Source organism: Rhodomicrobium sp. R_RK_3 (assembly GCF_002198715.1).
Lineage (GTDB): Bacteria > Pseudomonadota > Alphaproteobacteria > Rhizobiales > Rhodomicrobiaceae > R-RK-3.
Window position 1 is genome coordinate 49,926 of sequence record NZ_MWLK01000026.1, and the last position, 24,192, is coordinate 74,117.

Annotated in this window: 16 protein-coding genes and 1 tRNA gene; 2 read left to right on the forward strand and 15 right to left on the reverse strand. The window is 63.8% G+C overall.

Going from position 1 to position 24,192, the window contains the following annotated elements; translation table 11 throughout:
• The first annotated feature begins 28 nt into the window (after positions 1-28).
• Positions 29-889 (forward strand): CDP-diacylglycerol--serine O-phosphatidyltransferase, encoded by an 861-nt coding sequence (gene pssA / locus BLEFHOIH_RS14610; protein ID WP_088346695.1) that lies wholly within the window; start codon positions 29-31, stop codon positions 887-889.
• A 12-nt stretch (positions 890-901) separates the two neighbouring features.
• Here the strand turns inward: pssA and BLEFHOIH_RS14615 are convergent, their stop codons facing one another.
• From BLEFHOIH_RS14615 to hrcA, 4 genes are all read right to left on the reverse strand, one after another.
• A complete protein-coding gene (locus BLEFHOIH_RS14615) occupies positions 902-2,542 on the reverse strand; it encodes a sensor domain-containing diguanylate cyclase (RefSeq protein WP_170937166.1) in 1,641 nt (546 codons plus the stop codon).
• Positions 2,543-2,600: 58 nt separating this feature from the next.
• Positions 2,601-4,178: a sensor domain-containing diguanylate cyclase gene (locus tag BLEFHOIH_RS14620; protein ID WP_088346699.1), complete on the reverse strand. Its 1,578-nt coding sequence runs from the start codon at positions 4,176-4,178 to the stop codon at positions 2,601-2,603.
• Positions 4,179-4,438: 260 nt separating this feature from the next.
• Positions 4,439-5,353 carry a nucleotide exchange factor GrpE gene (grpE, locus tag BLEFHOIH_RS14625; protein WP_088346701.1) on the reverse strand — a complete coding sequence of 305 codons (915 nt, stop codon included), beginning with the start codon at positions 5,351-5,353 and terminating at the stop codon, positions 4,439-4,441.
• 77 nt (positions 5,354-5,430) lie between these two features.
• Positions 5,431-6,567 carry a heat-inducible transcriptional repressor HrcA gene (gene hrcA / locus BLEFHOIH_RS14630; RefSeq protein WP_280950373.1) on the reverse strand — a complete coding sequence of 379 codons (1,137 nt, stop codon included), beginning with the start codon at positions 6,565-6,567 and terminating at the stop codon, positions 5,431-5,433.
• Between the two features lie 342 nt (positions 6,568-6,909).
• On the opposite strand from hrcA, the gene BLEFHOIH_RS14635 reads away from it, so the two are divergent.
• Positions 6,910-10,209, forward strand: a complete 3,300-nt coding sequence (locus tag BLEFHOIH_RS14635) for a tetratricopeptide repeat protein (RefSeq protein WP_088346705.1) — start codon at positions 6,910-6,912, stop codon at positions 10,207-10,209.
• Between the two features lie 12 nt (positions 10,210-10,221).
• Here the strand turns inward: BLEFHOIH_RS14635 and BLEFHOIH_RS14640 are convergent, their stop codons facing one another.
• The 11 genes from BLEFHOIH_RS14640 to BLEFHOIH_RS14690 form a co-directional block, all read right to left on the reverse strand.
• Positions 10,222-10,590: a GFA family protein gene (locus BLEFHOIH_RS14640; protein WP_088346707.1), complete on the reverse strand. Its 369-nt coding sequence runs from the start codon at positions 10,588-10,590 to the stop codon at positions 10,222-10,224.
• Between the two features lie 38 nt (positions 10,591-10,628).
• Entirely contained in the window at positions 10,629-11,561 is a 933-nt protein-coding gene (locus BLEFHOIH_RS14645) for a hypothetical protein (protein ID WP_125461719.1), read from the reverse strand.
• Positions 11,562-11,947: 386 nt separating this feature from the next.
• Entirely contained in the window at positions 11,948-16,162 is a 4,215-nt protein-coding gene (rpoC, locus tag BLEFHOIH_RS14650) for a DNA-directed RNA polymerase subunit beta' (protein WP_088346711.1), read from the reverse strand.
• Positions 16,163-16,364: 202 nt separating this feature from the next.
• Positions 16,365-20,483 (reverse strand): DNA-directed RNA polymerase subunit beta, encoded by a 4,119-nt coding sequence (gene rpoB, locus BLEFHOIH_RS14655; protein ID WP_088346713.1) that lies wholly within the window; start codon positions 20,481-20,483, stop codon positions 16,365-16,367.
• 137 nt (positions 20,484-20,620) lie between these two features.
• Positions 20,621-21,007, reverse strand: coding sequence for a 50S ribosomal protein L7/L12 (gene rplL, locus BLEFHOIH_RS14660; RefSeq protein WP_088346715.1), 387 nt, complete (start codon positions 21,005-21,007; stop codon positions 20,621-20,623).
• Positions 21,008-21,054: 47 nt separating this feature from the next.
• Entirely contained in the window at positions 21,055-21,588 is a 534-nt protein-coding gene (gene rplJ, locus BLEFHOIH_RS14665; protein WP_088346717.1) for a 50S ribosomal protein L10, read from the reverse strand.
• Between the two features lie 364 nt (positions 21,589-21,952).
• Positions 21,953-22,666, reverse strand: a complete 714-nt coding sequence (rplA, locus tag BLEFHOIH_RS14670) for a 50S ribosomal protein L1 (RefSeq protein WP_088346719.1) — start codon at positions 22,664-22,666, stop codon at positions 21,953-21,955.
• A 5-nt stretch (positions 22,667-22,671) separates the two neighbouring features.
• Positions 22,672-23,103, reverse strand: coding sequence for a 50S ribosomal protein L11 (rplK, locus tag BLEFHOIH_RS14675; protein WP_088346721.1), 432 nt, complete (start codon positions 23,101-23,103; stop codon positions 22,672-22,674).
• A 104-nt stretch (positions 23,104-23,207) separates the two neighbouring features.
• On the reverse strand, positions 23,208-23,738 hold the full coding sequence (gene nusG / locus BLEFHOIH_RS14680; RefSeq protein WP_088346723.1) for a transcription termination/antitermination protein NusG: 531 nt from the start codon (positions 23,736-23,738) through the stop codon (positions 23,208-23,210).
• 35 nt (positions 23,739-23,773) lie between these two features.
• Positions 23,774-23,971 carry a preprotein translocase subunit SecE gene (gene secE, locus BLEFHOIH_RS14685; protein ID WP_088346725.1) on the reverse strand — a complete coding sequence of 66 codons (198 nt, stop codon included), beginning with the start codon at positions 23,969-23,971 and terminating at the stop codon, positions 23,774-23,776.
• Positions 23,972-24,043: 72 nt separating this feature from the next.
• Positions 24,044-24,120, reverse strand: a tRNA-Trp gene (locus tag BLEFHOIH_RS14690).
• Positions 24,121-24,192: the final 72 nt, after the last annotated feature.

Here is a 24,192-nt window from a genome sequence, read left to right on the forward strand (position 1 = left end):
CAACCCCGCCAGCTTCAGCGATAGCCCCATGCAGCGCCGCTTCTCGCACAGGATGATGAATGGCCGCCGCGCCTTCCTTGCCGCCCGCAAGCGGAGCGTGCCGCTGCGCTCGCTGATCCCCAACATGGTGACGCTGGTCGGGCTTTGCGTCGGGCTCACCTCCATCCGCATGGCCATCGAAGGGCGCTTCGAAACCGCGCTCGGCGCCATCGCGCTCGCCGCCGTGCTCGACGGCATCGACGGGCGCATGGCGCGCCTCTTGAAAGCCTCCTCCCGATTCGGCGCCGAGCTCGATTCGCTCTCCGATTTCGTCTGCTTCGGCGTCGCGCCCTCCGTGCTGCTCTATCTCTGGGGCTTCGGCGACGTCAAGAGCCTGGGCTGGATCGTCGTGCTGGTGTTTTCCATCGCCGCCGCGCTGCGCCTTGCCCGCTTCAACGTCGCGCTGGACGAGCCGAGCAAGCCGATCTGGCAAAGCGCGTTCTTCGTCGGCGTGCCGGTGCCGGCGGGCGCGATCCTGGTGCTGCTGCCGCTCTATCTGGAGGGGCTCGGCGTGCCGAAAGCCTGGATGCCGATGCCGGTGATCGGCGTCTACGCCATCTGCATCGGCGCGCTGATGGTCAGCCGCATCCGCACCTTTTCCGGCAAGCTGATCGGCCGCCGCATCGCCCCCGACTATATCGCGCCGGTGGTGGCGCTCGCGGTCGTGCTGGTCGCGACGCTCGTCACTTACCCTTATCTCAGCGTCACGGCCGGCTGCCTGACCTATCTGGCGCTGATCCCCGTCAGCATGCGCCGCTATGCCGAGCTGGAGCATGATTACGCCGCGATCGAGGCACCCGCCCTTGCCCATGACGCCGAAGCCGCCGCGCCGCGCGAGAAACAGCTCTGAGCGGCAGCGCCGTCACAGCACGGCCGCCGGACTGCCATTCGCCGCGACCACGCCGCTGACGCAATAGCGCTGCTTGCCGGTCGCCTTGGCCTTGTACAGGGCCTCGTCCGCGCGCCGCGTCAGCGCCATGCTGGTCGCGCCCGCCTCCGGGTAGCTGGCGATGCCGATGCACGCCGACAGGTAAAGGGTCATATGCTCGACCCGGTAGGGCGCAGACAGGCTCTCGATCAGTTTTGCCGCCACGATCTGAGCAGCCCCGGCGCCGGCGGGGGTCAGAATCAGCGCAAATTCGTCGCCGCCGAGCCGCGCAGCGAGATCGGATTGCCGGATCGCCGATGTGAGACGGTTGGCGACAATGCAGAGCACGGCATCGCCCGCAGCGTGGCCATGCACGTCATTGACCGGCTTGAAGGCGTCCAGATCGATCAGCAGCACAGAGAGCGGGGTCTGGGTCCGGTCCGAAAACGCCAATTGACGGCCGAGAACGTCATCGAAATGAGCGCGGTTGGCGAGCCCGGTCAGCGCGTCGTGGCAGGCTCTGTGCTGCGCGGCCATCAGCATGGCGGAGGCCCGCGTCAGCGCCCGGCCGACCTCGTCGGCCTCTCTCAACGGCAGACGTGGAACGGTGACTTCGGCGCCCAAACCGAGAGCCAGAGCGGGCGCCGCAAGTCGATGGACAGAGTGGGCGATGCTGCGCCCGATCGCCCAGGCCAGCGCGACGCTGGCGAGCAGCAGCAGCGCCGTGCCGAGGAAGAGCCATTCCAGCGGCTCCCAAAGCGCCCGGTTCAGCACTTGTGTGGGAATGCCGATGCTAATCGCCCAGTTCGAGATAGGCGACCTGCTGAAGGCCGCAACGACCGGGATACCCTCGAGCGACCTCGATTCGACCGCCCCGTCCGGCGCCTCGCGCAAACGGTCTAACACGCCCTCCGATCCTTCTTTGCCGAGGAAGCGGCCCATTTGATGCGTGCGGGCGACGGTCGTGCCGGTGCTGTCCAAGATGGCGGCAATCCATTCGGTCGAAAGCCCCTGGTGGTGCAAAAGCGTGGCCAGCGCCTCCGGCCAAACCGTGGCGGCCAGAACGTAGATCACCGTGCCGTCGCGGCGGACCGGCACGGCCACCACGATCAGGGGCCGTTGCGCGATGGCGTCATCCATCAAGTCGGTTCTGACAGGCTCACCGGTATGGAAGATCCGCGCCAGGACGGGATGATTGGCCTCTGAGGGCAAAGCGCTGCCGAAGGGGCGGAGGGTATTGAGCACCTGCTGAAATTTGGGATCGATGAGCAGGATGCTCTTCGCGTGGAGCGTGGTCAGCACATTTTCCGACTGAGCGTAAAAAGCAGCGAGATCGCCTGACGACGCCAGATAGGGCGAGGTTGCGAGCGCGGCAAGGCCGGCCTGCACCCCGACCAATTCCCGGTCGACCGCCGACATGATGGCGCGCGAGGTGTCGATCGAGACCGCGACGATGGCGGCGCGATCCTTCTGGCTGGAATAATAGATCAGTCCCACGACCAGCAGGGCGGCCGGCACGATGCAGGCCAGGACGAGCCAGATCAGCCGGGAGCGGATGGTCGGAAGATCGTCTCCCTCCTCCGGCGCGACGGCATCCATGGCTTCGAGGCCTTTGGTCATCCCACCATGTGGCAACCAAAATCCTTTCGTTCGCGGGGTGGGCCGGCGGGAATCTCCCGATCTGGTTAATCGATCACCTGCCGCATTCGCCGCCATAGGTGCAATAGCGGCGTTTGCCGAGCGCCTTGGCCGTGTACATTGCCTGATCGGCGTGCTGCGACAAGGCCTCGCCGGTGGTGCCGGCATCCGGATAGGAAGCGATGCCGATGCTCGCCGACAGCTCCAGCGTCACCGGCCCGATCTCATAGGGGACCGACAGCGCCTCGATCAATTTCCTTGCCATCCCCTCGGCGGCCCTTTGGCCCGTGTGGATCAGGATCAGCGCGAACTCGTCTCCGCCCAGCCGGGCCGCCAGGTCGGAGTCGCGAATGGCGTGTTTGAGGCGTGCGGCGACCATGGACAGCACTTCATCGCCCGTGGCATGGCCGTGCTCGTCGTTGACGGGCTTGAAGCCGTCGAGATCGATATTGACGATGGAGAGCGACCTGTTCGTGCGGACGCAGATGGCCAACTGGTGGGTCAGAATGTCATTGAACAGCGTGCGGTTGGCAAGGCCGGTCAGAGGATCGTGGCTGGCCTTGTGCTGCGCGGCCATCAGCATCGCGGATGCTCGCGTCAGCGCCCAGCCGACCTCGTCCGCCTCCCGAAGGTCCAGGCGCGGGACTGTGACCTCGACTCCCGAGCCAAGCGCCAGAGCGGGCGCCGCCAGCTTGCGGATCGCCCCCGCAATTTGGCTACCGATCTCCCAGGCCAGAGCCAGGCTGCCGGCCAGGAGGATCACCAGGCCGATGACGAGCCAGGTCAGCTTCTGCCAAAGTCCCTGATTGAGGATTTGCTTCGGAATGCCGATCGTAACCGACCAATTCGAAAACGAGGAACGGCTGAATACGGAGAGGACGGGGATCCCCTCGACCGAAATGGCATCCACCGCGTCTTCGGCGACCTCTCCGAGCCGCGCGACCACGGTGGGATTGCCCTTCCTTCCGATGAACGTGTCCATCTCATGGGTCCGGGCGACGATGGTGCCGGTGCCGTCGAAAATAGCAGCTCTAATATCCGGGTCGAAGCGCTGTTCGGCAAGGAGACTGGCGAAGCGTTCCGGCAGGATGCCGGCGCCGAGAATATATCGGATCGTTCCACCCTGCCGCACGGGCACGCCGATGGCGGTGATGAATTGATTGGCGACCCTCCCAACATAGAGGTCGGTAATGATCGGCTCTCCGGTCGAGAATACACTCCGCAATTGCGGATTGAGGATGGTCGGCAACTCGGTGCCATATGGCCGGAGCGTATTGAGGCGCTGCTGGAAGCTGGCATCGATCAAAAGGATGTTGTTGGCCTTCAGGGTCTTCAGCACCTCTTCCGCCTGCACGTAGAATGCGGCGAGATCGTCCGATGCGAGATGGGGCGAGGTGGCGAGGGCGAGCAGCCCGGCCTGCACTCCAGCCAAATCCCGGTCCACCGTCGACATCAGGGCGCGCGCCGTACCCAGCGATGACTGGGCCAGCGTGACGCGGTCCTCATGGCTGCCATAGGCGATCATGCCGACGATCATCAGGGAGGCCGGCAGGATGCAGGCCATCACCAGAAGGATCAGCCGGGAGCGGATGGTCGGCAGATGGGCGCGCAAGGCCGATTGCGTCTCGGGCATGACTCAGGTGGCCACGAAAATCCTTTCATTCGCGGCTGCGCCCGGAGGGTATTTATCGACTTGGTTAAGCTGGGCTGAGCGGTCACGCCGATTAGGGCGCGGCTTTGGCCGTTCCCCGACGGCCGCCAGTGGAATTCAATGCACCATGTGTGGGAAAAGATCGACCCCGGCGGGCAGGGTGGGAAGGTGCCGTCCCCGCGACGCGGGGATCCACCGTGAGAGAAAATTGCCAGAGAGCCGGAAACGGCCCCGGCGGAGCCTTATTCCTTGCCCGGGCCGATGACCGGCTTATGCAATGCGGACGCCTTGTTCAGCCCTTGCGGGCGACCCTCGCCGAAAGGCTCGCCGCCGGCGCCGCGCTGACGCCTGTAGGGCGCGGCCCGTTCGTCATTGCCCGGTCCGCCCGCCTGGCGGCGGCCCTGGAACTCACGGCCGAGCACGTTCTGGTGGACGTCGGCCCGCCCGCCGCGCGGCTGCTGGGGCGGCGTGTCGGACGACGACACCACGTCGCTCGGCACTTTCATTGCACCGGGCGGGATGGGTTCATCGGCGGCCTGCTGCGCGCCGGGGCCGGACGGCCCGGGCGTCTCGCTGCCCTTACTGCTGCCCTTGGCGACGATGACGGCCGCCGGGCGCAGCACGCGCTCGTCGATCATGTAGCCGGCATGGATCACCTGCACGACCGTGTCGGCGGCAACATTCGGCACCTCGATCTTGGTCATCGCCTCATGCAGATGCGGGTTGAAGGGCTGGCCGATCGGGTCGAAGCGCTTCACCTGGAACCGCTCGAGAACCTTCAGCAGCTCGCGCTCGGTCACCTCGACACCCTCGATCAGGCTGCTGAGTGCCGGATCCGACACCACGGCTTCCTTCGGCACCGCCTCGATGGCGCGGCGGATATTGTCGCCGACCCCGACGACGTCGCGGGCGAATTCGGAGATCGCATATTTGGCGAATTCGGATTTGTCGCGCTCGGTGCGGCGGCGCAGATTCTCCATCTCGGCGATGAGGCGGAGCGATTTGTCCTTCAGCTCGGCATTTTCGGTTTTCAGCGTCTCGATTTCGGCCGCGAGCCTGATCGCCTGCTCCTGCGGCGAAGCGGCATCGGCCTGCGCATCGCTACCGCCCAAGGGGTCCTCGCCGGATGCGTCGGGGCCGCGTTTGTCTTCTTCCATTGCGGTTCTACCCTCTCTAGGAAGAGCTCCGTCACAGGAGCAAATTTCGTCGGATATTGGCCAGAAGCTGGCAATAATCAAGTCAGGAGGCGACCAACCAGCTTCGCCGTGTAATCAACCATGGGGATAATCCGGGCGTAGTTCATGCGCGTGGGCCCTATCACCCCCAAAACACCGACAATTTTATGTTCCGTATCGCTGAACGGAGCCACAATGAGCGAAGATCCGGACAGCGAAAACAATTGATTCTCTGACCCGATGAAAATGCGCACGCCGTCCGCCTGTTCCGTCAGGGTCAGCAATTGCATGATATCCTTTTTGGATTCCAGGTCGTCGAACAGGAGCCGCACGCGCTCCAGGTCTTCGACGGCCTTCAAATCGTCGAGCAGATGCGACTGGCCGCGCACGATGAGGCTCTTGGTATCCTCCTTGCCGCCGGACCATTGCGCAAGGCCCGACTGGACCACTTTCGCGGTCAATTCGTCAAGTTCGGCCCTCTTTGCGGTTAATTCTTCCTCGATTCGCTTTCTGGCCTCGCTGAGCGTCGCCCCGCGCAGCCGCGACGTAAGGTAATTGGTCGCCTCGACCAGGGCGGAGGACGGCAGGCCTTGCGGCAAGGCCAGCACCCGGTTTTCGATGGTGCCGTCCTCGCCGACCAGTACGATCAGGGCGCGCGTCGCGTCGAGGCTGACGAAGTCGATATGCTTGATGCGCTGAATGAGCTTCTCCGTAAGCACGACGCCGGCGCAGCGCGACAGGCCGGACAGCATTTCGCTGGCCTCGGATAACAAATCGTTAAGGCCGCGCGGGCCAGAAATCTGCGCCTCGATATGTGCTCGCTCATTATGGGCGAGGTCGCCGAGCTCCAGCAGCCCGTCGACGAACATGCGCAGGCCCGATTCGGTCGGCAGGCGCCCGGCACTGGTATGCGGCGCGTAGATCAGGCCGAGCGCTTCCAGGTCGGCCATGACGTTGCGCACCGAGGCCGGCGACAGCGTCATCGGCAGGTTGCGGCTCAGATTGCGCGAGCCGACGGGATCGCCGGTCGACAGGTAAGTCTCGATAATCATCCGGAAGACGGCACGCGAACGCTCATTCAGACCATTCACGCTCGCCCCCTCGCCCGCCGCCCCGAAGGCGGAAGACGTCAGATCCTTGGCAAGCTGAAGATCCTTGGCGCGCTGCATCACCGTCGGTCGCTGACGCGTGGTCAATGGCTCGGTCCTGATATAAGCGCTGACAGTCAAGGAGAATCTAAGCAGCTTGCCCGCCCCGCGTCAAATGGGCAAAGGTTTTGCAGGGACGCGCCTCGCGTGCAATCGCAATTCGCGAGCCATTCCAAGGCGGTTTTGCCGGTCGGACGCTCGCAAAGGCCCGGAGCGCCCGCCTAATGGCTGCGCCTCTTCACCGCAGGCGGTGATTCGGATGCCGCGCCGCCCACCGGATCCGCGTGGGCCGAACAGGAAATACAGGCCGCCCGCTCCACATCTCCCCGAAGTCAGCTTCGCGCAGGCGTTTCACGGCCTAACTGGCCGGAAAGAGGAAGCGGAGCGCTTATGGACTTAAAGAACCGGCAGGAGGCGGCAACGCCGTCGCGTCCCCCGCCGCTGGCGAACCGTAAGCTTCAGGCGATCGGCTATCTCAAGGCTGAGGGGTTGGACGAGGCCACCCCGGTCATCGAGGGCATCGTTCCCCTGGAGCCGGGGAGCTGGCGGAGCCTGCATCTGCTCGGGCTGATCGCCTATAAGCAGGGCGAATTGAAGCGCGCGGCGCGGCTGATGCGGCGCTGCCTCGCCGTGCATCCGGGGCTTGCCGAAGCCTATTCCGATCTCGGGGTGATCCTGAAGGACCTCGGCGAGATGGCCGAGGCGCAGGCCGCTTGCGAGCGGGCCATCGCGCTCAAGCCCGGCTTTCTGCCGGCCTATGCCAATCTCGGCGCGGTGTTCAAGGCGCGGGGCAAATTCGGCGACGCGGCGCAATGCTACCGGCGGGCCGTCGCCATAGCGCCGGGCTCGGCGGATGCGCATGCCAGCCTCGGCGCGGCGCTGGTCATGCTCGGCCGGACCGACGAGGCGCTGGCCGTCTGCCGTCAGGCGGTCACGCTGGTACCGAGCCATGCCGAAGCGCTGATCGCGCTCGGCCACGCCTTGCGCGCGGCGGGCAGCAATACCGAGGCCATCGACGCCTACCGGCGCGCCATCGCGCTGAAGCCGGATTACGGCCCGGTGCATTCCGATCTCGGCTGTGCGCTGCACGAAGCCGGCCAGATCGATGACGCCATCCGCGCCCATGGCAGGGCGATCGGGTTGCGGCCCGATTATGCCGAGGCGCAAAACAATCTCGGCGTCGCGCTCAGCGACCTGGGCCGCCATGGCGAGGCGCTGGAGGCCTGCCGGGCCGCCATCGGGCTGAAGCCGGACTATGCGGAGGCTTATTCCAATCTGGGCGTGGCGCTGGCTCAGAAGGGCTTGTATCGCGACGCCGCCGCCTCCTATCTGCGCGCGCTGGAGTTCAAGCCGGCACTGGTCGTCGCCTATGTCAATCTCGCCGGCGCGCTCTCGGCCGAGGACCAGCTCGACGGCGCCCTCGCGGCCTCCGCCAAGGCGCTGGCCATCGCGCCGAGCCAGCCGCAAGCGCTTGCCGAGCATTACCGGCTGCGACGCCAGGCCTGCGACTGGGACGGCATCGCCGCCGCCGAACAGGTCATCCTCGCCTCAACCTTCCGCCAGGGCCATCGCATCGCGCCGCTGCCGGTGCTGAACATGCATTGCGGCCCCGAGGCGCATCTGCTGAGCGCCCGCGCCTGGGCGAATGGCCTGACGCGCGCCGCCGCCGTGCCGTCCTCGCACCGGCCATTGCGCAGCGCCTCGGGCAGCGACAGGCTGCGCATCGGCTATCTCTCGGCCGATTTCCGCGCCAATGCCGCGCCGAGCCTGCTCACCGGGGTGATCGAGCGGCACGACCGGCGGCGTTTCGAGATTTTCGGCTATTGCTACGGCCGCGACGATGGCAGCGACGCCCGCCGCCGCCTGATGGAGGGGGTGGACAAATTCGCCGTCATCGCTCCGCTCGCCCATGCCGACGCCGCCCGCCGCATCCGCCATGACGGCATCGACATTCTCGTCGACCTAAATGGCTATCTGCCGGGCGCGCGTCCGGAAATCCTCGCCTGCCGCCCGGCGCCGATCCAGGTCAGCTATCTCGGCTATCCCGGGCCGATGGGCGCAAGCTTCATCGATTATGTCATCGCTGACGATTTCAGCCTGCCGATGGACCAGCAGCCTTTCTACGATGAGAAGATCGTCCAATTGCCCGGCTGCTATCAGCCGAGCGACACCAAACGGCCGATCGTCTGGGACGGACCCTCCCGCGCCGAATGCGGACTGCCGGCGCAGGGTTTCGTCTTTTGCTGCTTCAATGCCAGCTATAAGATCTCGCAGGAAAATTTCGCGCTGTGGGTGCGGCTGCTGCAAGGCGTGCCGGGAAGCGTGCTGTGGCTGCTGGAGAGCCATGCGCTGGTGCGCGAATCTTTGCGCGCGAAGGCGGCCTCGATGGGCCTGGACCCGGCCCGGCTGGTCTTCGCGCCGAAATTGGAGTTCCCCAAGCATCTTGCACGCCACCGCCATGCCGATCTCTTTCTCGACACGCTGCCGGTGAATGCCCGCATGGCCGCGAGCGACGCGATCTGGGCCGGCCTGCCGGTGCTGACCTGCGCGGGCGAGAGCTTTGTCGGACGCGTCTGCGGCAGCCTGCTGCGGGCTGTCGGCTGTCCCGAGCTCATCACCTATTGGCCCGAGCAATATGAGACCATGGCGCTGGCTTTGGCGCGCGATCCGGATGGGCTGGCCGCCATCCGCGACCGGCTGCGGCTGAACCGGCAGGGCGCGCGCCTGTTCGACGCGGCGCGCTATACGCGCGGCCTGGAAGCCGCCTTCGAGCACATGGCGGAGCTGCATGACGGGGACGGGCCGCGCCCCTTCAGCGTCGCCGAAGTCGACGATGCCGCGCCCGCGCCCCGCAGCTTTAAGCCGCCCGTCTTGCTGCCGCCGCAGCCGGCGCAGGAGACGCTCGCCGAGCGCCCCGCTATGCGCATCCGCTACGAGGCCTGCCCGCTCTGCGACGGCCGGGAGACGCCGCTGTTCAAGGCCGCCGATTGCACCCGCCACCCGCGCTATGATTCGATGCTGCCGCCGATCCTGCGGTGGCTGCGCTGCGAAGCCTGCGGGCACGTCTTTACCGAGGCGACCTTCACGCCGATGGCCTCGGAGCTGATCGCCGCGAAGGTCGTGCCGCCGCCACCCGGCTGCCGGGACATCGAGGCGCGGCGCCTATCCTGCGCCCGGATCGTCGATAAGGTGGCCAGGACCGGTCCGCTGGGCGATTGGCTCGATGTCGGAGCGGGCGACAGCGCGCTGATGTTTGCGGCGGAGGAATGGGGGTTCCGGCCCGCCGCCATCGACCTGCGCCGCGACAATGCCGAGGCGCTCAGGGCGCTGGGCTATGAAGCCTATGCCTGCCCGCTGGAAGCGCTCGACGCGCCCGGCCGGTTCGGCGCGATCTCGATGGTCGAGGGGTTCCCGCGCCTTCGCGACCCGCGTGCCGCCCTCGGCGCCGCGCATCGCCTGCTGGCGGCGGGCGGCGCATTGTTCCTGGCGATGCCGAACATGGCGACTTCGGTCTGGCGCGCCCTCGATGCCGCGGGGGGCGATCCCTATTGGGGCGAGATCGAGCACCACCACAATTTCACCCGCGAGCGGCTTTACGCGCTGCTGGCGGACCACGGCTTCCGCCCGGCGCGCTATGATGTCTGCAAGGACCGGCGCGCATTCATGGAGGTGCTCGCGGTCAAGCTCTGAGCGGCGATGGGCTTACCAAAGATTCCTGCAGTCGATGACCTGCACCGGTACGGCGTCGAGGTCGAAATCATCGAACAGCCGGGCATTGACCCCAATTTTCGGATTGTCGAAATCCGGCTCGCCGCTCGAGAAATCCGGCGATTCCCCGTAGGTCGTGCAGCCGCAAGTCGCGCAGAAGCGATGCTTGACGGTGAAGGTGTTCCACAGATAGGTCGCCACATTCTCGGCGGGGCTCGTGAGCCGGAATTGCTCCGGCTTGTAATAAGCCCATAGGCCGCCGCTCTTGGCGCAATAGGAACAGGTGCAGCGCGTCACGCTGGCCGGCGCCTCGCTGACCTCGAACTGCGTCCGTCCGCAATGACAGCTTGCCTTGAGTTGCATTGGCCTTCTCCGGCCGGTTTCGCGACCGGCCGTCCGCTTTAATGCAGAGTCTCGTCCGGAGGAATGGCGGCGACGCCGGGGCGCATGGGCGCGGTAACTTCGCTCTTCAGGGCGAAACCGCTGGGAAATTCGCTGGCGAGAAGGTCTATGGACTGGAGGGCGGTTTCGCTCGGCGCGTCGCCCTTGAGCTGGATGGTCTGGTCGGTGACTTCGACGGTGCCGCGGTTCAACAGCCGCAGCAGTTTCAGCGCGTGCAGGCCCGCCTTCGTCCATCGGTCCGGGACGCTGGCGTTAACGGCTGTGTTGTTGGTGATCTCACATTCGGAAAAAGCGCGGCGGGCTGCGGCGGCGATCTTGTTCTTGCCGCTTTCATCCGGCATCACACCGGATATGCGTAAGGTGGCGTCGGGGCTGATGGTCGCCGCCCAGACGCGGGCGGGAGGGGCGATGCGAATATTGCGAAGGGCGACGCCGGTCGGCTTGTCGCGCTCGATGAATTCCCGGACTTCGCTCAGCACCGCGCCGTTGCTTGCCGCGCCCTCGATGGCGAGGCCGTTATTGTCGACGGAGGCTTGGCCGCTTTCGAGATAGCCGAGCAATTTCAAGGCAAAGCTCAAGCCGCCCACCTTGACTTCGGAGACCGCGGCCTGCTCGCGCACCTTGACCCGGTCGGTCAGGTCGGCGGAGGGGAAGCTGGCCTTTACGAGGCCGATCAGGGTCTTGTAGTCCTCCTCGGAGGACATGCTGCCCTTGAGCTTGATGCGGTCCGTTTCCTTGCTGATCCGGACATTGTAGGTGACCGGCAAGCTGTCGCCCGCACCCTGGTTTTGCACCAATATCTCGTTCTGAGGGATCAATTCGGAACGCAGTGTGCCGGTCTCTTCGGCGCGGGCCGGGGCAATCTCGCCCCCAAGAAAGCCGCCGCCACAAAAGGTCAGCATCGCGGCCAAAAACAGTCCAGGCCGCTTCACGGGTCTATCCCCCGACATTCGATGACACTCCCAATAAACAAACGCCAAATATCCCTCGAACGCGCTGCACGTCAGAATACGCGAAACGCACTCGGATGTTTCGGCTTCGTTTGTCGTCTTAGCTCATCTGCCCCTAGCTGCAAGTCACCGGTGCGTTCGGGACGGAAAGACAGCTTTTCCCTCAACCGGCCTGCGCGGGAGGCTTTCTAGCGTCAGCGCAGTGCAGGTGACCAAAATAGCCAAAATTTATGGATTTTCCAAGCATAAGCGGCAATTAGACGGGAAAATTTTACAAGCCGTTAACCAGCCGCGTTTTTCCGTCCACATTATGGCCAAAAAAAACGCGCCGGGGGACAACCCGGCGCGCTCTCATTCAATATCTCAGCCTATTCAGCAGCTTGCGCGCCCTGGCGCTCGGCCACCGGAGGCAGCGCCGGCTCGCCGGGCTTGTCCACCTGGCCGCGGCCGCGTTCGGCCACGATCAGCTCGTCGCGATGCGCGGCGATCTTCTTCAGGCGCGAGATCATGCCGCCCGTGCCGGCCGGGACCAGCCGGCCGACGATGACGTTCTCCTTCAGGCCGTCGAGCGTATCGACCTTGCCGGCGATCGCCGCCTCGGTCAGCACGCGGGTCGTCTCCTGGAAGGAGGCGGCGGAGATGAAGCTGCGTGTCTGCAGGCTCGCCTTGGTGATGCCGAGCAGCACCGGGTTGCCCTTCGCCGGGCGCCCGCCATTCTTCTCGATGATGGCGTTGGCGTCCTCCAGCTCGACCCGGTCGATCTGCTCGCCCTTGAGCAGGTCGGTGTCGCCCGGATCCTCGATCTCCACCTTTTGCAGCATCTGCCCGACGATCACCTCGATATGCTTGTCGTTGATCGTCACGCCCTGCAGCCGGTAGACGTCCTGGATTTCATTGACGAGGTAAGCGGCAAGCTCCTCCACGCCCTTGATCGCCAGAATGTCGTGCGGCGCCGGATGGCCGTCCATGATGAACTCGCCCTTTTCGATGCGGTCACCTTCCTGCACCGAGAGATGCTTGCCCTTCGGAATGAGATATTCGATGGCCTGCAGGCTCTCGTCATCCGGGTTGATGGTGATGCGGCGCTTGTTCTTGTAGTCGCGGCCGAACTCCACCGTGCCGGACATTTCGGCGATGATGGCGTGATCCTTCGGACGGCGAGCCTCGAACAGCTCGGCAACACGCGGCAGACCGCCGGTGATGTCGCGCGTCTTGGCCGATTCCAGCGGAATACGCGCCAGCACGTCGCCCGCCTTCACCGCCTGCCCCGGCTCGACCGAGAGAATGGCCTCGACCGAAAGCAGGTAGCGTGCTTCACCGCCACGGGCGAGCTTATGCAGCTTGCCCTTCTTGTCTTTGACGACCAGGGCCGGCTTCAGCACCGAGCCCTTCGGATGCGCGCGCCAGTCGATGATGACGCGGTGGGTGATGCCGGTCGTTTCTTCGGTCTGCTCGTTGACCGACAGGCCCTCGGTCAGATCCTCGAAATCGACGATGCCATCCACTTCGCTCAGGATCGGACGGGTGTAAGGGTCCCATTCCGCCAAGCGCGCGCCGCGCTTGATGGTGTCGCCCTCGTCGACCTTCATATGCGCGCCCTGGATGATCTTGTAGGTGGCAAGCTCCTTGCCGTCCTCATCCGTGACGATCACAGCCATGTTGCGGGTCATCGCCACAAGCCGTCCCTGGCCGTCGCGATTGACGCTGCGGTTGCGGATCTTGATCTTGCCGGCGAAGTTGGTCTCGATGAAGGACGAGTCCACCACCTGCGCCGTGCCACCGATATGGAAGGTGCGCATGGTGAGCTGCGTGCCAGGCTCGCCGATCGACTGCGCGGCGATGACGCCGACAGCCTCGCCAAGATTGACGCGGGTGCCGCGTGCCAGATCGCGTCCGTAGCAAGCGGCGCAGACGCCGTTGCGGGTTTCGCAAGTCAGCACCGAGCGGATGCGGATTTCCTGCACCTGCCCGTCCTCGATCGCCTTGGCTTCGCTTTCCTCGATGAGCTGGCCCGACTTGATGATGACCTTGCCGGTCGCCGGAGCGACGATATCGTCGGCCGCGGTACGGCCGAGCGCACGGTCGCCAAGGCCCACGACGACCTCGCCGGCATCGATCACCGCGGTGATCTTGATGCCCTTGTCGGTGCCGCAATCCTGCTCGGTGATGATCGAATCCTGCGCCACGTCGACGAGGCGGCGCGTCAGATAGCCGGAGTTGGCCGTCTTCAATGCCGTGTCGGCGAGGCCCTTGCGAGCACCATGGGTCGAGTTGAAGTACTCGAGAACGGTCAAGCCTTCCTTGAAGTTCGAGATGATCGGCGTCTCGATGATTTCGCCCGACGGCTTGGCCATCAGGCCGCGCATGCCGGCGAGCTGCTTCATCTGCGCAGGCGAGCCGCGAGCACCCGAATGCGACATCATGTAGATCGAGTTGATCGGCATCTCGCGGCCGGTCTCCTTGTCGAGCTGGACGGAGGAAATCCGGTCCATCATCTCCTTGGCGACGCGGTCGGTGCATTTTGCCCAGGCGTCCACGACCTTGTTGTACTTCTCACCCTGGGTGATGAAGCCGTCATTGTACTGCTGCTCGTAATCGCGCACGAGATCCTGGGTGTCGGCGATGATCTTCGCCTTGGTCTGCGGGATCACCATGTCGTCCTTGCCGAAGGAAATGCCGGCACGGCAGGCGTGCTTGAAGCCGAGTGCCATGATGCGGTCGCAGAAGATCACCGTCTCCTTCTGGCCGCAGTCGCGGTAGACGGCGTCGATCAGCTTGGCGATGGTCTTCTTGGTCAGGAGCTGGTTGACCAGCTCGAAACCGACGCCCGGCTTTTGCGGCAGCACTTCAGCCAGCAGCATCCGGCCCGGCGTCGTCTCATAGACGCGGGTGACCGGCTCGCCATCGGGGCCGATATTCTTGAAGCGGCCCTTCACCTTGGTGTGCAGGGTGACGATGCCATTGTCGAGCGCATGCTGGATCTCGGCGACGCCGCCGAAGATCTTGCCTTCGCCCGGCTCGTTGTCACGCGCCAGCGACAGGTAGTAGAGGCCGAGCACGATGTCCTGCGAGGGCACGATGATCGGGCCACCGTTGGCCGGGTGCAGGATGTTGTTGGTCGACATCATCAGCACGCGGGCCTCAAGCTGGGCTTCCAGCGAGAGCGGCACGTGAACGGCCATCTGGTCGCCGTCGAAATCGGCGTTGAAGGCCGCGCAGACCAGCGGATGCAACTGGATCGCCTTGCCCTCGACCAGCACCGGCTCGAACGCCTGGATGCCCAGGCGATGCAGGGTCGGCGCGCGGTTGAGCAGCACGGGATGCTCGCGGATGACCTCGTCCAGGATGTCCCAGACTTCCGGCTTCTCCTTCTCGACCAGTTTCTTGGCCTGCTTGACGGTGGCGGCGAAGCCCTTGGCGTCCAGCCGCGAATAGATGAACGGCTTGAACAGCTCCAGCGCCATCTTCTTCGGCAGGCCGCATTGATGCAGCTTCAGCTCCGGGCCGACCACGATCACCGAACGGCCGGAATAGTCGACGCGCTTGCCGAGCAGGTTCTGCCGGAAGCGGCCCTGCTTGCCCTTCAGCATGTCGGCGAGCGACTTCAGCGGGCGCTTATTGGCGCCGGTGATGACGCGGCCGCGGCGGCCGTTGTCGAACAGGGCGTCGACCGACTCCTGCAACATGCGCTTTTCGTTGCGCACGATGATGTCAGGCGCGCGCAGCTCCATCAGCCGCTTCAAACGGTTGTTGCGGTTGATGACGCGGCGATAGAGGTCGTTCAGATCGGACGTGGCGAAGCGGCCGCCGTCCAGCGGGACGAGCGGGCGCAATTCCGGCGGAATAACCGGGACGACGGTGAGGATCATCCATTCCGGGCGGTTGCCGGATTCGATGAAGGCCTCGATGACCTTCAGGCGCTTCGCAAGCTTCTTCGGCTTCAGATCCGTGGTGGACTGAGCGATCTCCACGCGGATCTCGTCGCGCAGCGTCTCCAGGTCCATGGCGATCAAAAGGTCGCGGATGGCCTCGGCGCCGATGCCGGCGGTGAAGCTGTCCTCGCCGAACTCCTCCTGCGCCTTGAGGAACTCATCCTCGGACAGGAGCTGCTTCTCCTTCAGCGGGGTGAGGCCGGGCTCGACGACGATATAGCTCTCGAAATAGAGCACCCGCTCAAGATCCTTGAGCGTCATGTCGAGCATCAGGCCGATGCGGCTCGGCAGCGACTTCAGGAACCAGATATGCGCGACGGGAGCCGCCAGCTCGATATGGCCCATGCGCTCGCGGCGGACCTTGGTCAGGGTCACTTCCACGCCGCATTTTTCGCAGATGACGCCCTTGTACTTCATCCGCTTATATTTGCCGCACAAGCACTCATAGTCCTTGATCGGACCGAAAATGCGCGCGCAAAAAAGCCCATCCCGCTCCGGCTTGAAGGTGCGGTAGTTGATGGTTTCGGGCTTCTTGATTTCGCCATAGGACCAGGACAGGATCTTTTCCGGACTTGCGACGGAAATCCGAATCTGGTCGAATGACTGGGTCTGGGCCTGTGGGGCAAAGAGATTAGTGATCTCTTGATTCATCCGTCACTCCTAAATGAGATGCTCGAGGCAGCTCGTGTCTTTCGCGGCATCGCCGGGCTCGGCTCCCGTGCTCAACGCGTTTTCTAAAGACCTGCCGACATTCCTTGGCACTCGCGTTCCGCCGTCAGATCGGCCGGCGGCAGCTCCGCCGGCGTAAGCGGAATGGCCGGCATCGCCATGCCAGCCATTCCCCGTTTGCCTATTATGGTTTCGGCAGCTTGCCTTCCGGCGGCGCCACCGTCGTCAGCTCGACATTCAATCCAAGCGCGCGCATTTCCTTCACGAGCACGTTGAAGCTCTCCGGAATGCCCGCCTCGAAGGTGTCGTCGCCGCGCACGATGGCTTCGTAGACCTTGGTGCGGCCTGCCACGTCGTCCGACTTCACCGTCAGCATTTCCTGCAAGGTATAGGCGGCGCCATAGGCTTCGAGCGCCCACACCTCCATTTCACCGAAGCGCTGACCGCCGAACTGCGCCTTGCCGCCCAGCGGCTGCTGGGTGACGAGGCTGTAGGGTCCGATCGAGCGCGCGTGGATCTTGTCGTCCACCAGATGGTGAAGCTTCAGCAGGTATTTGTAGCCGACGGTCACCTTACGATCGAAGGGCTCGCCGGTGCGGCCGTCATGCAGCGTCACCTGGCCCGACGCGTCGAGCCCGGCCTGCTTCAGCATGGTGACGATATCCGCCTCGCCCGCGCCGTCGAACACCGGGGTCGCGACAGGAACGCCGCGGCGCAGGTTTTCCGACAGCTCGACGAGCTGGCCGTCGTCCAGCGTCTCGATGGTCTCGTTCTTGCCGTAGACCTCGCCGAGCAGCTTCTTCAGCTCGCCGGCCTTCTGGCTCTCCTTGTACTTGTCGACAGCCTCGCCGATCATCGCGCCAAGACCGCGGCAGGCCCAGCCCATATGGGTCTCCAGGATCTGACCGACATTCATGCGGCTCGGCACGCCGAGCGGGTTCAGCACGATGTCGACCGGCGTGCCGTCATCGAGATAAGGCATGTCCTCGATCGGCACGATCTGGCTGATGACGCCCTTATTGCCGTGACGTCCGGCCATCTTGTCGCCCGGCTGCAGCTTGCGCTTCACCGCGACGAACACCTTGACCATCTTCATCACGCCGGGCGGCAACTCGTCGCCGCGCTTCAGCTTGTCGATCTTGTCGACGAAGCGCTGCTCCAGCCGCTTCTTGGCGTCGTCATATTGCCGCCGGATGGCTTCGATGCCGGCCATCGCGCCTTCGTCCTTCAGCGCGATTTCCCACCACTGGCTGCGCGGCACGTCGCTCAGCGTCTCGGTGGTGACCGAGGAGCCCTTGCGCATGCCCTTCGGCCCGCGGGCGACTTCCTTGTCCATCAGGATGTCGCGCATACGGCCATAGACGTTGCGGTCGAGGATCTGCAGCTCGTCGTCGCGGTCCTTGGCGAGACGCTCGATCTCCTCGCGCTCGATCGCCATGGCGCGCTCGTCCTTCTCGACGCCATGCCGGTTGAACACGCGCACTTCCACCACCGTCCCGGTGACGCCGGGAGGCAGTTTCAGCGACGTGTCGCGCACGTCGGAGGCTTTTTCGCCGAAGATGGCGCGCAGGAGCTTTTCCTCCGGCGTCATCGGGCTTTCGCCCTTCGGCGTGATCTTGCCTACCAGAATGTCGCCGGGCTTTACCTCGGCGCCGATATAGACGATGCCAGCCTCGTCGAGATTTTTGAGCGCTTCTTCCGAGACGTTCGGAATATCGCGCGTGATCTCCTCCGGCCCGAGCTTGGTGTCGCGAGCCGTGACCTCAAACTCCTCGATATGGATCGAGGTGAAGACGTCATCATACACGATACGCTCGGATATAAGTATGGAGTCCTCGAAATTGTACCCCATCCACGGCATAAAGGCGACCAGCACGTTCTTGCCGAGCGCCAGATCGCCCATGTCGGTCGAGGGACCGTCGGCGATGATGTCGCCGGCTTCCACCCGGTCGCCCACCCGCACCAGCGGACGCTGGTTGATGCAAGTGTTCTGGTTCGAGCGCTGGAACTTGCGCAGCCGGTAGATATCGACGCCCGATTTCGACGGATCGGTCTCGTCAGTCGCCCGGATGACGATACGGGTGGCGTCCACCTGATCGATGACGCCCGAACGGCGCGCGGCGATCGCGGCGCCCGAGTCGCGGGCCACCACCGATTCCATGCCGGTGCCGACCAGCGGCGCTTCCGCCTTGATCAGCGGCACGGCCTGACGCTGCATGTTCGAGCCCATCAGAGCGCGGTTGGCGTCGTCATTTTCCAGGAACGGCACCAGGGCGGCTGCGACCGAAACCACCTGCTTCGGCGACACGTCGATCAGATCGACCCGGCCCGGCGGCTCCAGGAACACGTCGCCGGCATGGCGGCACACCACCAGATCCTCGGTGAGCTGGCCGTCATCCGACAGCACCGCATTGGCCTGCGCCACGTAATGGCGGGCCTCTTCGGTTGCCGACAGATAGACGACGTCATCCGTGACCTTCGAGTCCTTGACGCGCCGGTACGGGCTTTCGATGAAGCCGTATTTGTTGACGCGCGCAAAGGTCGCCAGCGAGTTGATGAGGCCGATATTGGGGCCTTCCGGCGTCTCGATCGGGCAGATGCGGCCGTAATGGGTCGGATGCACGTCGCGGACTTCGAAGCCTGCGCGCTCGCGGGTCAGACCGCCCGGCCCAAGCGCCGAGAGACGCCGCTTATGCGTGATCTCGGAGAGCGGGTTGGTCTGGTCCATGAACTGCGAAAGCTGTGAGGAGCCGAAGAACTCACGCACCGCCGCCGATGCCGGCTTGGCGTTGATGAGATCCTGCGGCATCACCGTGTCGATATCGACCGAGGACATGCGCTCCTTGATGGCGCGCTCCATGCGCAGAAGGCCGATGCGATACTGATTCTCCATCAGCTCGCCGACCGAGCGCACCCGGCGATTGCCGAGATGGTCGATGTCGTCGATCTCGCCGCGCCCGTCGCGCAGGGCGACCAGCGTCTTGATGACCGCGATGATGTCTTCCTTGCGCAGCGTGCGCACGGTGTCCGGGCATTCCAGCTCCAGGCGGATGTTCATCTTCACGCGGCCGACCGAGGACAGGTCGTAGCGCTCGGAGTCGAAGAACAGGCCCTGGAACAGGTTCTCGGCCGCTTCGATGGTCGGCGGCTCGCCCGGGCGCATCACCCGGTAGATGTCGAGCAGCGCATCGCCGCGATTGTTGTTCTTGTCGTTGTGCAGCGTGTTGCGGATGAAGCCGCCGGTCGTGACATGGTCGATGTCGAGCAGCGAAAGCTGCTTGGAATGCCCATGCTCGCGCAGGGACTCCAGCAGCTCCTTGTCCAGCTCGTCGCCGGCCTCGCCATAGATCTCGCCGGTGTCGAGGTTGACAATGTCGTCCGCCAGATAGCGGCCGTAGATCGCCTCGTCCGGGATCAGAATGGTCTTCAGCCCTTCTTCGGCCAGCTTCCTGGCCTGGCGCGCGGACAGCTTGGTGCCGGCCTCGACGACGACTTCGCCGGTCGCGGCGTTCAGGATGTCGTGCGAAGCCTTGACGCCGCGCATCCGCTCGGCGACGAAGGGCATCTTCCAGCCGCCGCTCTTCTTGTCGCCGACAAGGTCGATGCGGTCGTAGAAGAGGTTCAGGATCTCTTCGTCGTCGAAGCCCAGCGCATAGAGCAGCGACGTCGCGGGAAGCTTCCGGCGCCGGTCGATACGGACATAGACGAGGTCCTTGGCGTCGAATTCGAAATCGAGCCAGGAGCCGCGATAGGGAATGATGCGCGCCGCGAACAACAGTTTGCCGCTGGAATGGGTCTTGCCGCGGTCATGGTCGAAGAAGACGCCCGGCGAGCGGTGCATCTGCGAGACGATGACGCGCTCGGTGCCGTTGATGACGAAGGTGCCGTTCATCGTCATGAAGGGCATGTCGCCCATATAGACGTCCTGCTCCTTGATGTCGCGGACGGAGCGGGCGCCGGTTTCCTCGTTGATGTCGAAGGTGATCAGACGCAGTTTAACCTTCAGCGGCGCGGCAAAAGTCATGCCCCGCTGCTGGCACTCGTCAACATCATATTTCGGCTGCTCGAACTCGTAGCTGACAAACTCAAGCTGGGCACGGCCCGAAAAATCTGATATAGGAAACACTGAGCTGAAGACAGCCTGAAGGCCCTCCACCGGCCTCCCGCCCTTCGGCTCATCGACCATGAGAAACTGGTCGTAGGACTGCTTTTGCACCTCGATCAGATTGGGCATCTCCGCCACTTCAGCGATGCGGCCGAAGCCCTTGCGCACCCGCTTGCGGCCGATGAAAGATTGCGCCATATCGTCTCCTCATATCACTCGTAAACGGCTCTCCGCAAACGCGCTGCCTTTGAGCGTTTGAGGAGAACCGTCGATCGTTTCGCGCGTTAACTGTCCAGGGGGCAGAGGTCCGGACAGGACCGCCGCCCCCAAAACAACTACTTGATGTCGACCGTCGCGCCTGCGGCTTCGACCTTCTTCTTGATCTCTTCGGCCTCGGCCTTGGAGACACCTTCCTTGATCGCCTTCGGAGCCGCTTCGACCAGGTCCTTGGCTTCCTTCAGGCCGAGGCTGGTAATCGCGCGCACTTCCTTGATGACGTTGATCTTCTGAGCGCCGGCGCTCGTCAGGATGACGTCGAACTCGGTCTTCTCCTCGACCGCTTCGGCGGCAGCGCCTGCGCCGCCGCCCATCGGCACGCCCATCGGAATCGCAGCCGCGGCGGAAACGCCCCAGCCTTCCTCGAGGCGCTTGATGAGCCCGGAGACTTCCAGAACCGTCATCTTGGACAGTTCGTCATACAGCTTTTCGATTTTGTCAGACATTGTTCTAACCTTCAGGTTCCGTTTGTGCTTTCGCTTCGATCGCGCTTCTAGGCCGCCGCCTGCTCGCCTTCGCCCTGCTTGCGCACATAGGCGTCAAGCACGGTCGCGAGGCCGACGCCGGGCGCGTTCAGCGTCCGTGCCAGCTTGGTTGCAGGAGCGTTGAGCACACCGAGGAGCTGCGCGCGCAATTCGTTGAGCGAGGGGATCGTGGCAAGCGCCTTGACCTCGTTTTCACCCAGCGTGACGTTGCCGAGAAGGCCGCCGACGATGACGAACTTCTGATTTGTCTTGGCAAATTCGGCCGCGATCTTTGCTGGGGCGACCGGATCGCTCGAATAGGCGATGCCGGTCGGCTCGACGAACATGTTGCGCGCTGTTCCATTACCGGTGTTATCCAGCGCGATTTTGGCGAGGCGGTTTTTGATGACCTTGAACTGCGCGCCGGCAGCGCCGAAGCGCGTCCGGAGATCAGTCATCTGGGCCACCGTAAGTCCGGTGTATCGTGCAACGACGACAGAGCCGGACTGTGAAAAGATCTGGCCGAGGTCTTCGACCATCTCTTCTTTCTGGGCTCTATCCACCGCGTCTCTCCAAAATTTGGCGGAACGGCCCGATGTGAGCCCTTCCACCCGTTCGATTACGCCGCCACCCTGTGAGGGGCTAAGCGACTTGGCTTAGGCCTGTCCCAAGGGCGTACAGCCGTAATCCGCCAAACGGAACTTGGCGAAATCAGCTTTCTCCCCCGTCTATTGCCGGCAAAATTAAGCCCGAAGGCGCCTGCAGTCTTGGACAGGTACGCGCACCAGATGCCGAGGCATCGGATGCGCGCTCTCAAACGCGATTTGCGCTTGAAACTTTCCGCCGGCGGTCCGGCGGTACTGTCCACCGGCCATCCGGTGGTGAAAATGGTCCGCCGGAAAACCCGGCGGACTTGCAATAAATGCGTCAGCCTGCGTTATTATGCGTTCCCGTGACCGTCGCCGGCTCGACCTTGACGCCAAGCCCCATGGTGGAGCTCAGGGCGACATTCTTCAGATAGGTGCCCTTGGCGCCCGTCGGCCGGGCCTTCATCACCGCATCGGTGAAAGCGCGCACATTCTCCAAAAGCGCCTGCTCGGTGAAGCTCGCCTTGCCGATGCCGGCGTGAATGATGCCGGCTTTCTCGACGCGGAATTCGACCGCGCCACCTTTGGCGGCTTCGACGGCAGCGGCGACATCCATGGTCACCGTTCCGACTTTCGGGTTCGGCATCAGGCCGCGCGGGCCCAGAACCTTGCCGAGACGTCCGACCAGAGGCATCATATCGGGTGTCGCAATGCATCTGTCAAAGTTGATGTTGCCGGCCTGGATCTCAGCCATCAAATCCTCGGCCCCGACAATGTCAGCTCCGGCCTTGCGGCCCTCGTCCGCCTTGTCGCCTTTCGCGAACACCGCGACGCGCACCGTACGGCCGGTTCCGTTGGGCAGATTGCACACGCCGCGCACCATTTGATCGGCGTGGCGCGGGTCGACGCCGAGATTGAGAGCAATCTCAACGGTCTCGTCGAATTTTGCCTTGGCGCGCTCCTTCACGAGCTTCACCGCCTCATCGACTGCATAGAGTTTCAGCCGGTCGACGCCTTCGTGAGCGGCCTTCAGTCGCTTACCCATAGTTGCCATGGCGCTCACCCTTCAACCGCTATTCCCATGGAACGCGCAGAGCCCGCAATGATCTTCATCGCTTGCTCCACATCATTCGCGTTCAAATCCTTCAGCTTGATTTCGGCGATCTCCCGGATCTGCGCCTGGGTGACCTTGCCGACATTGGCGCCCTTGCCCGGCTCCTTGGAGCCGCTGCCGATCTTGGCCGCCTTCTTCAGAAGGAAGGATGCTGGCGGCGTCTTGAGCTGAAGCGTAAAGGATTTGTCCTGATAATAGGTAATAACCACGGGGACCGGCGAGCCCGGCTCCATGTCCTTGGTGGCGGCGTTGACCGTCTTGCAGAACTCCATGATGTTGATGCCGCGCTGGCCGAGCGCCGGGCCGATCGGCGGCGACGGATTGGCCTGGCCGGCCTTCACATGAAGTTTCAACGATCCTGCGATTTTCTTTGCCATCTGTTCCCTTTCGAACCGACAAGGTTCTCTACCGTTTAGGGTTTGCGGTGCGGACCTTCGGGGCTATGGCGTGTCCCCGCAATCCTCCCGCACGAAAAGCCAGGTCAGACTTTCTCGACCTGGCCATATTCCAATTCGACGGGCGTCGCCCGGCCGAAGATGGAAACCGCGACTTTGAGCCGTGCGCGCTCCTCGTCGACTTCCTCGACATGGCCGCTGAACGAGGCGAAAGGCCCATCCGCGACGCGCACCTGCTCACCAATTTCGAACGTGACCGACGGCTTCGGCCGCTCGACGCCATCCTTCACCTGCTGAAGAATGCGGAGCGCCTCGGACTCGGCAATCGGCATGGGCTTGTTGTTCGCGCCCAGAAAGCCCGTGACCTTGGGCGTGTTCTTGATCAGGTGGTAGGCCTGATCCGTCATGTCCATTTTCACCAGCACATAGCCGGGAAAGAACTTGCGTTCGGCGTTCACCTTGCGCCCGCGCCGCACTTCGACGACTTCTTCCATGGGCACGAGAACTTCCTCGAACAGAGTGTCGAGTCCGGCCGTCGTCGCGCGCTCCTTGATGGATTCGGCGACCTTCTTCTCGAAATTGGAGTGCGCGTGAACAATGTACCAACGCTTCGTCATGGTTTTACCCGTTCTTCTTTAACGACGCGTTAAGTCTACCGCCCGAGGCCGAGCAACAGGCTCACTCCCCAGCTTACAAACTGGTCCGCCAGGAAAAAGAATATTGCGGCGATAATCGCCATAATCACGACCATAATCGTCGTGACAATCGTCTCGCTGCGGGTCGGCCACGTCACTTTTGCCGTTTCCGCGCGAACCTGCTGGATGAATTCGAAGGGGTTGGTCTTAGCCATTTCGGAAATTTCTGGACCTCTAGCACTTGGCCGCGGATCAGGTGCAGCCCGGTTCGGCCAAGTCGCTCTCACTGGCAGGAGTGGAGGGACTCGAACCCCCAACCCCCGGTTTTGGAGACCGGTGCTCTAGCCGATTGAGCTACACTCCTTCAAGGAGCCATATCAAAGCCCCTTCGACAAAAGCACAACGCACCAGCCAGCGAAGCATATTTTTCATAATT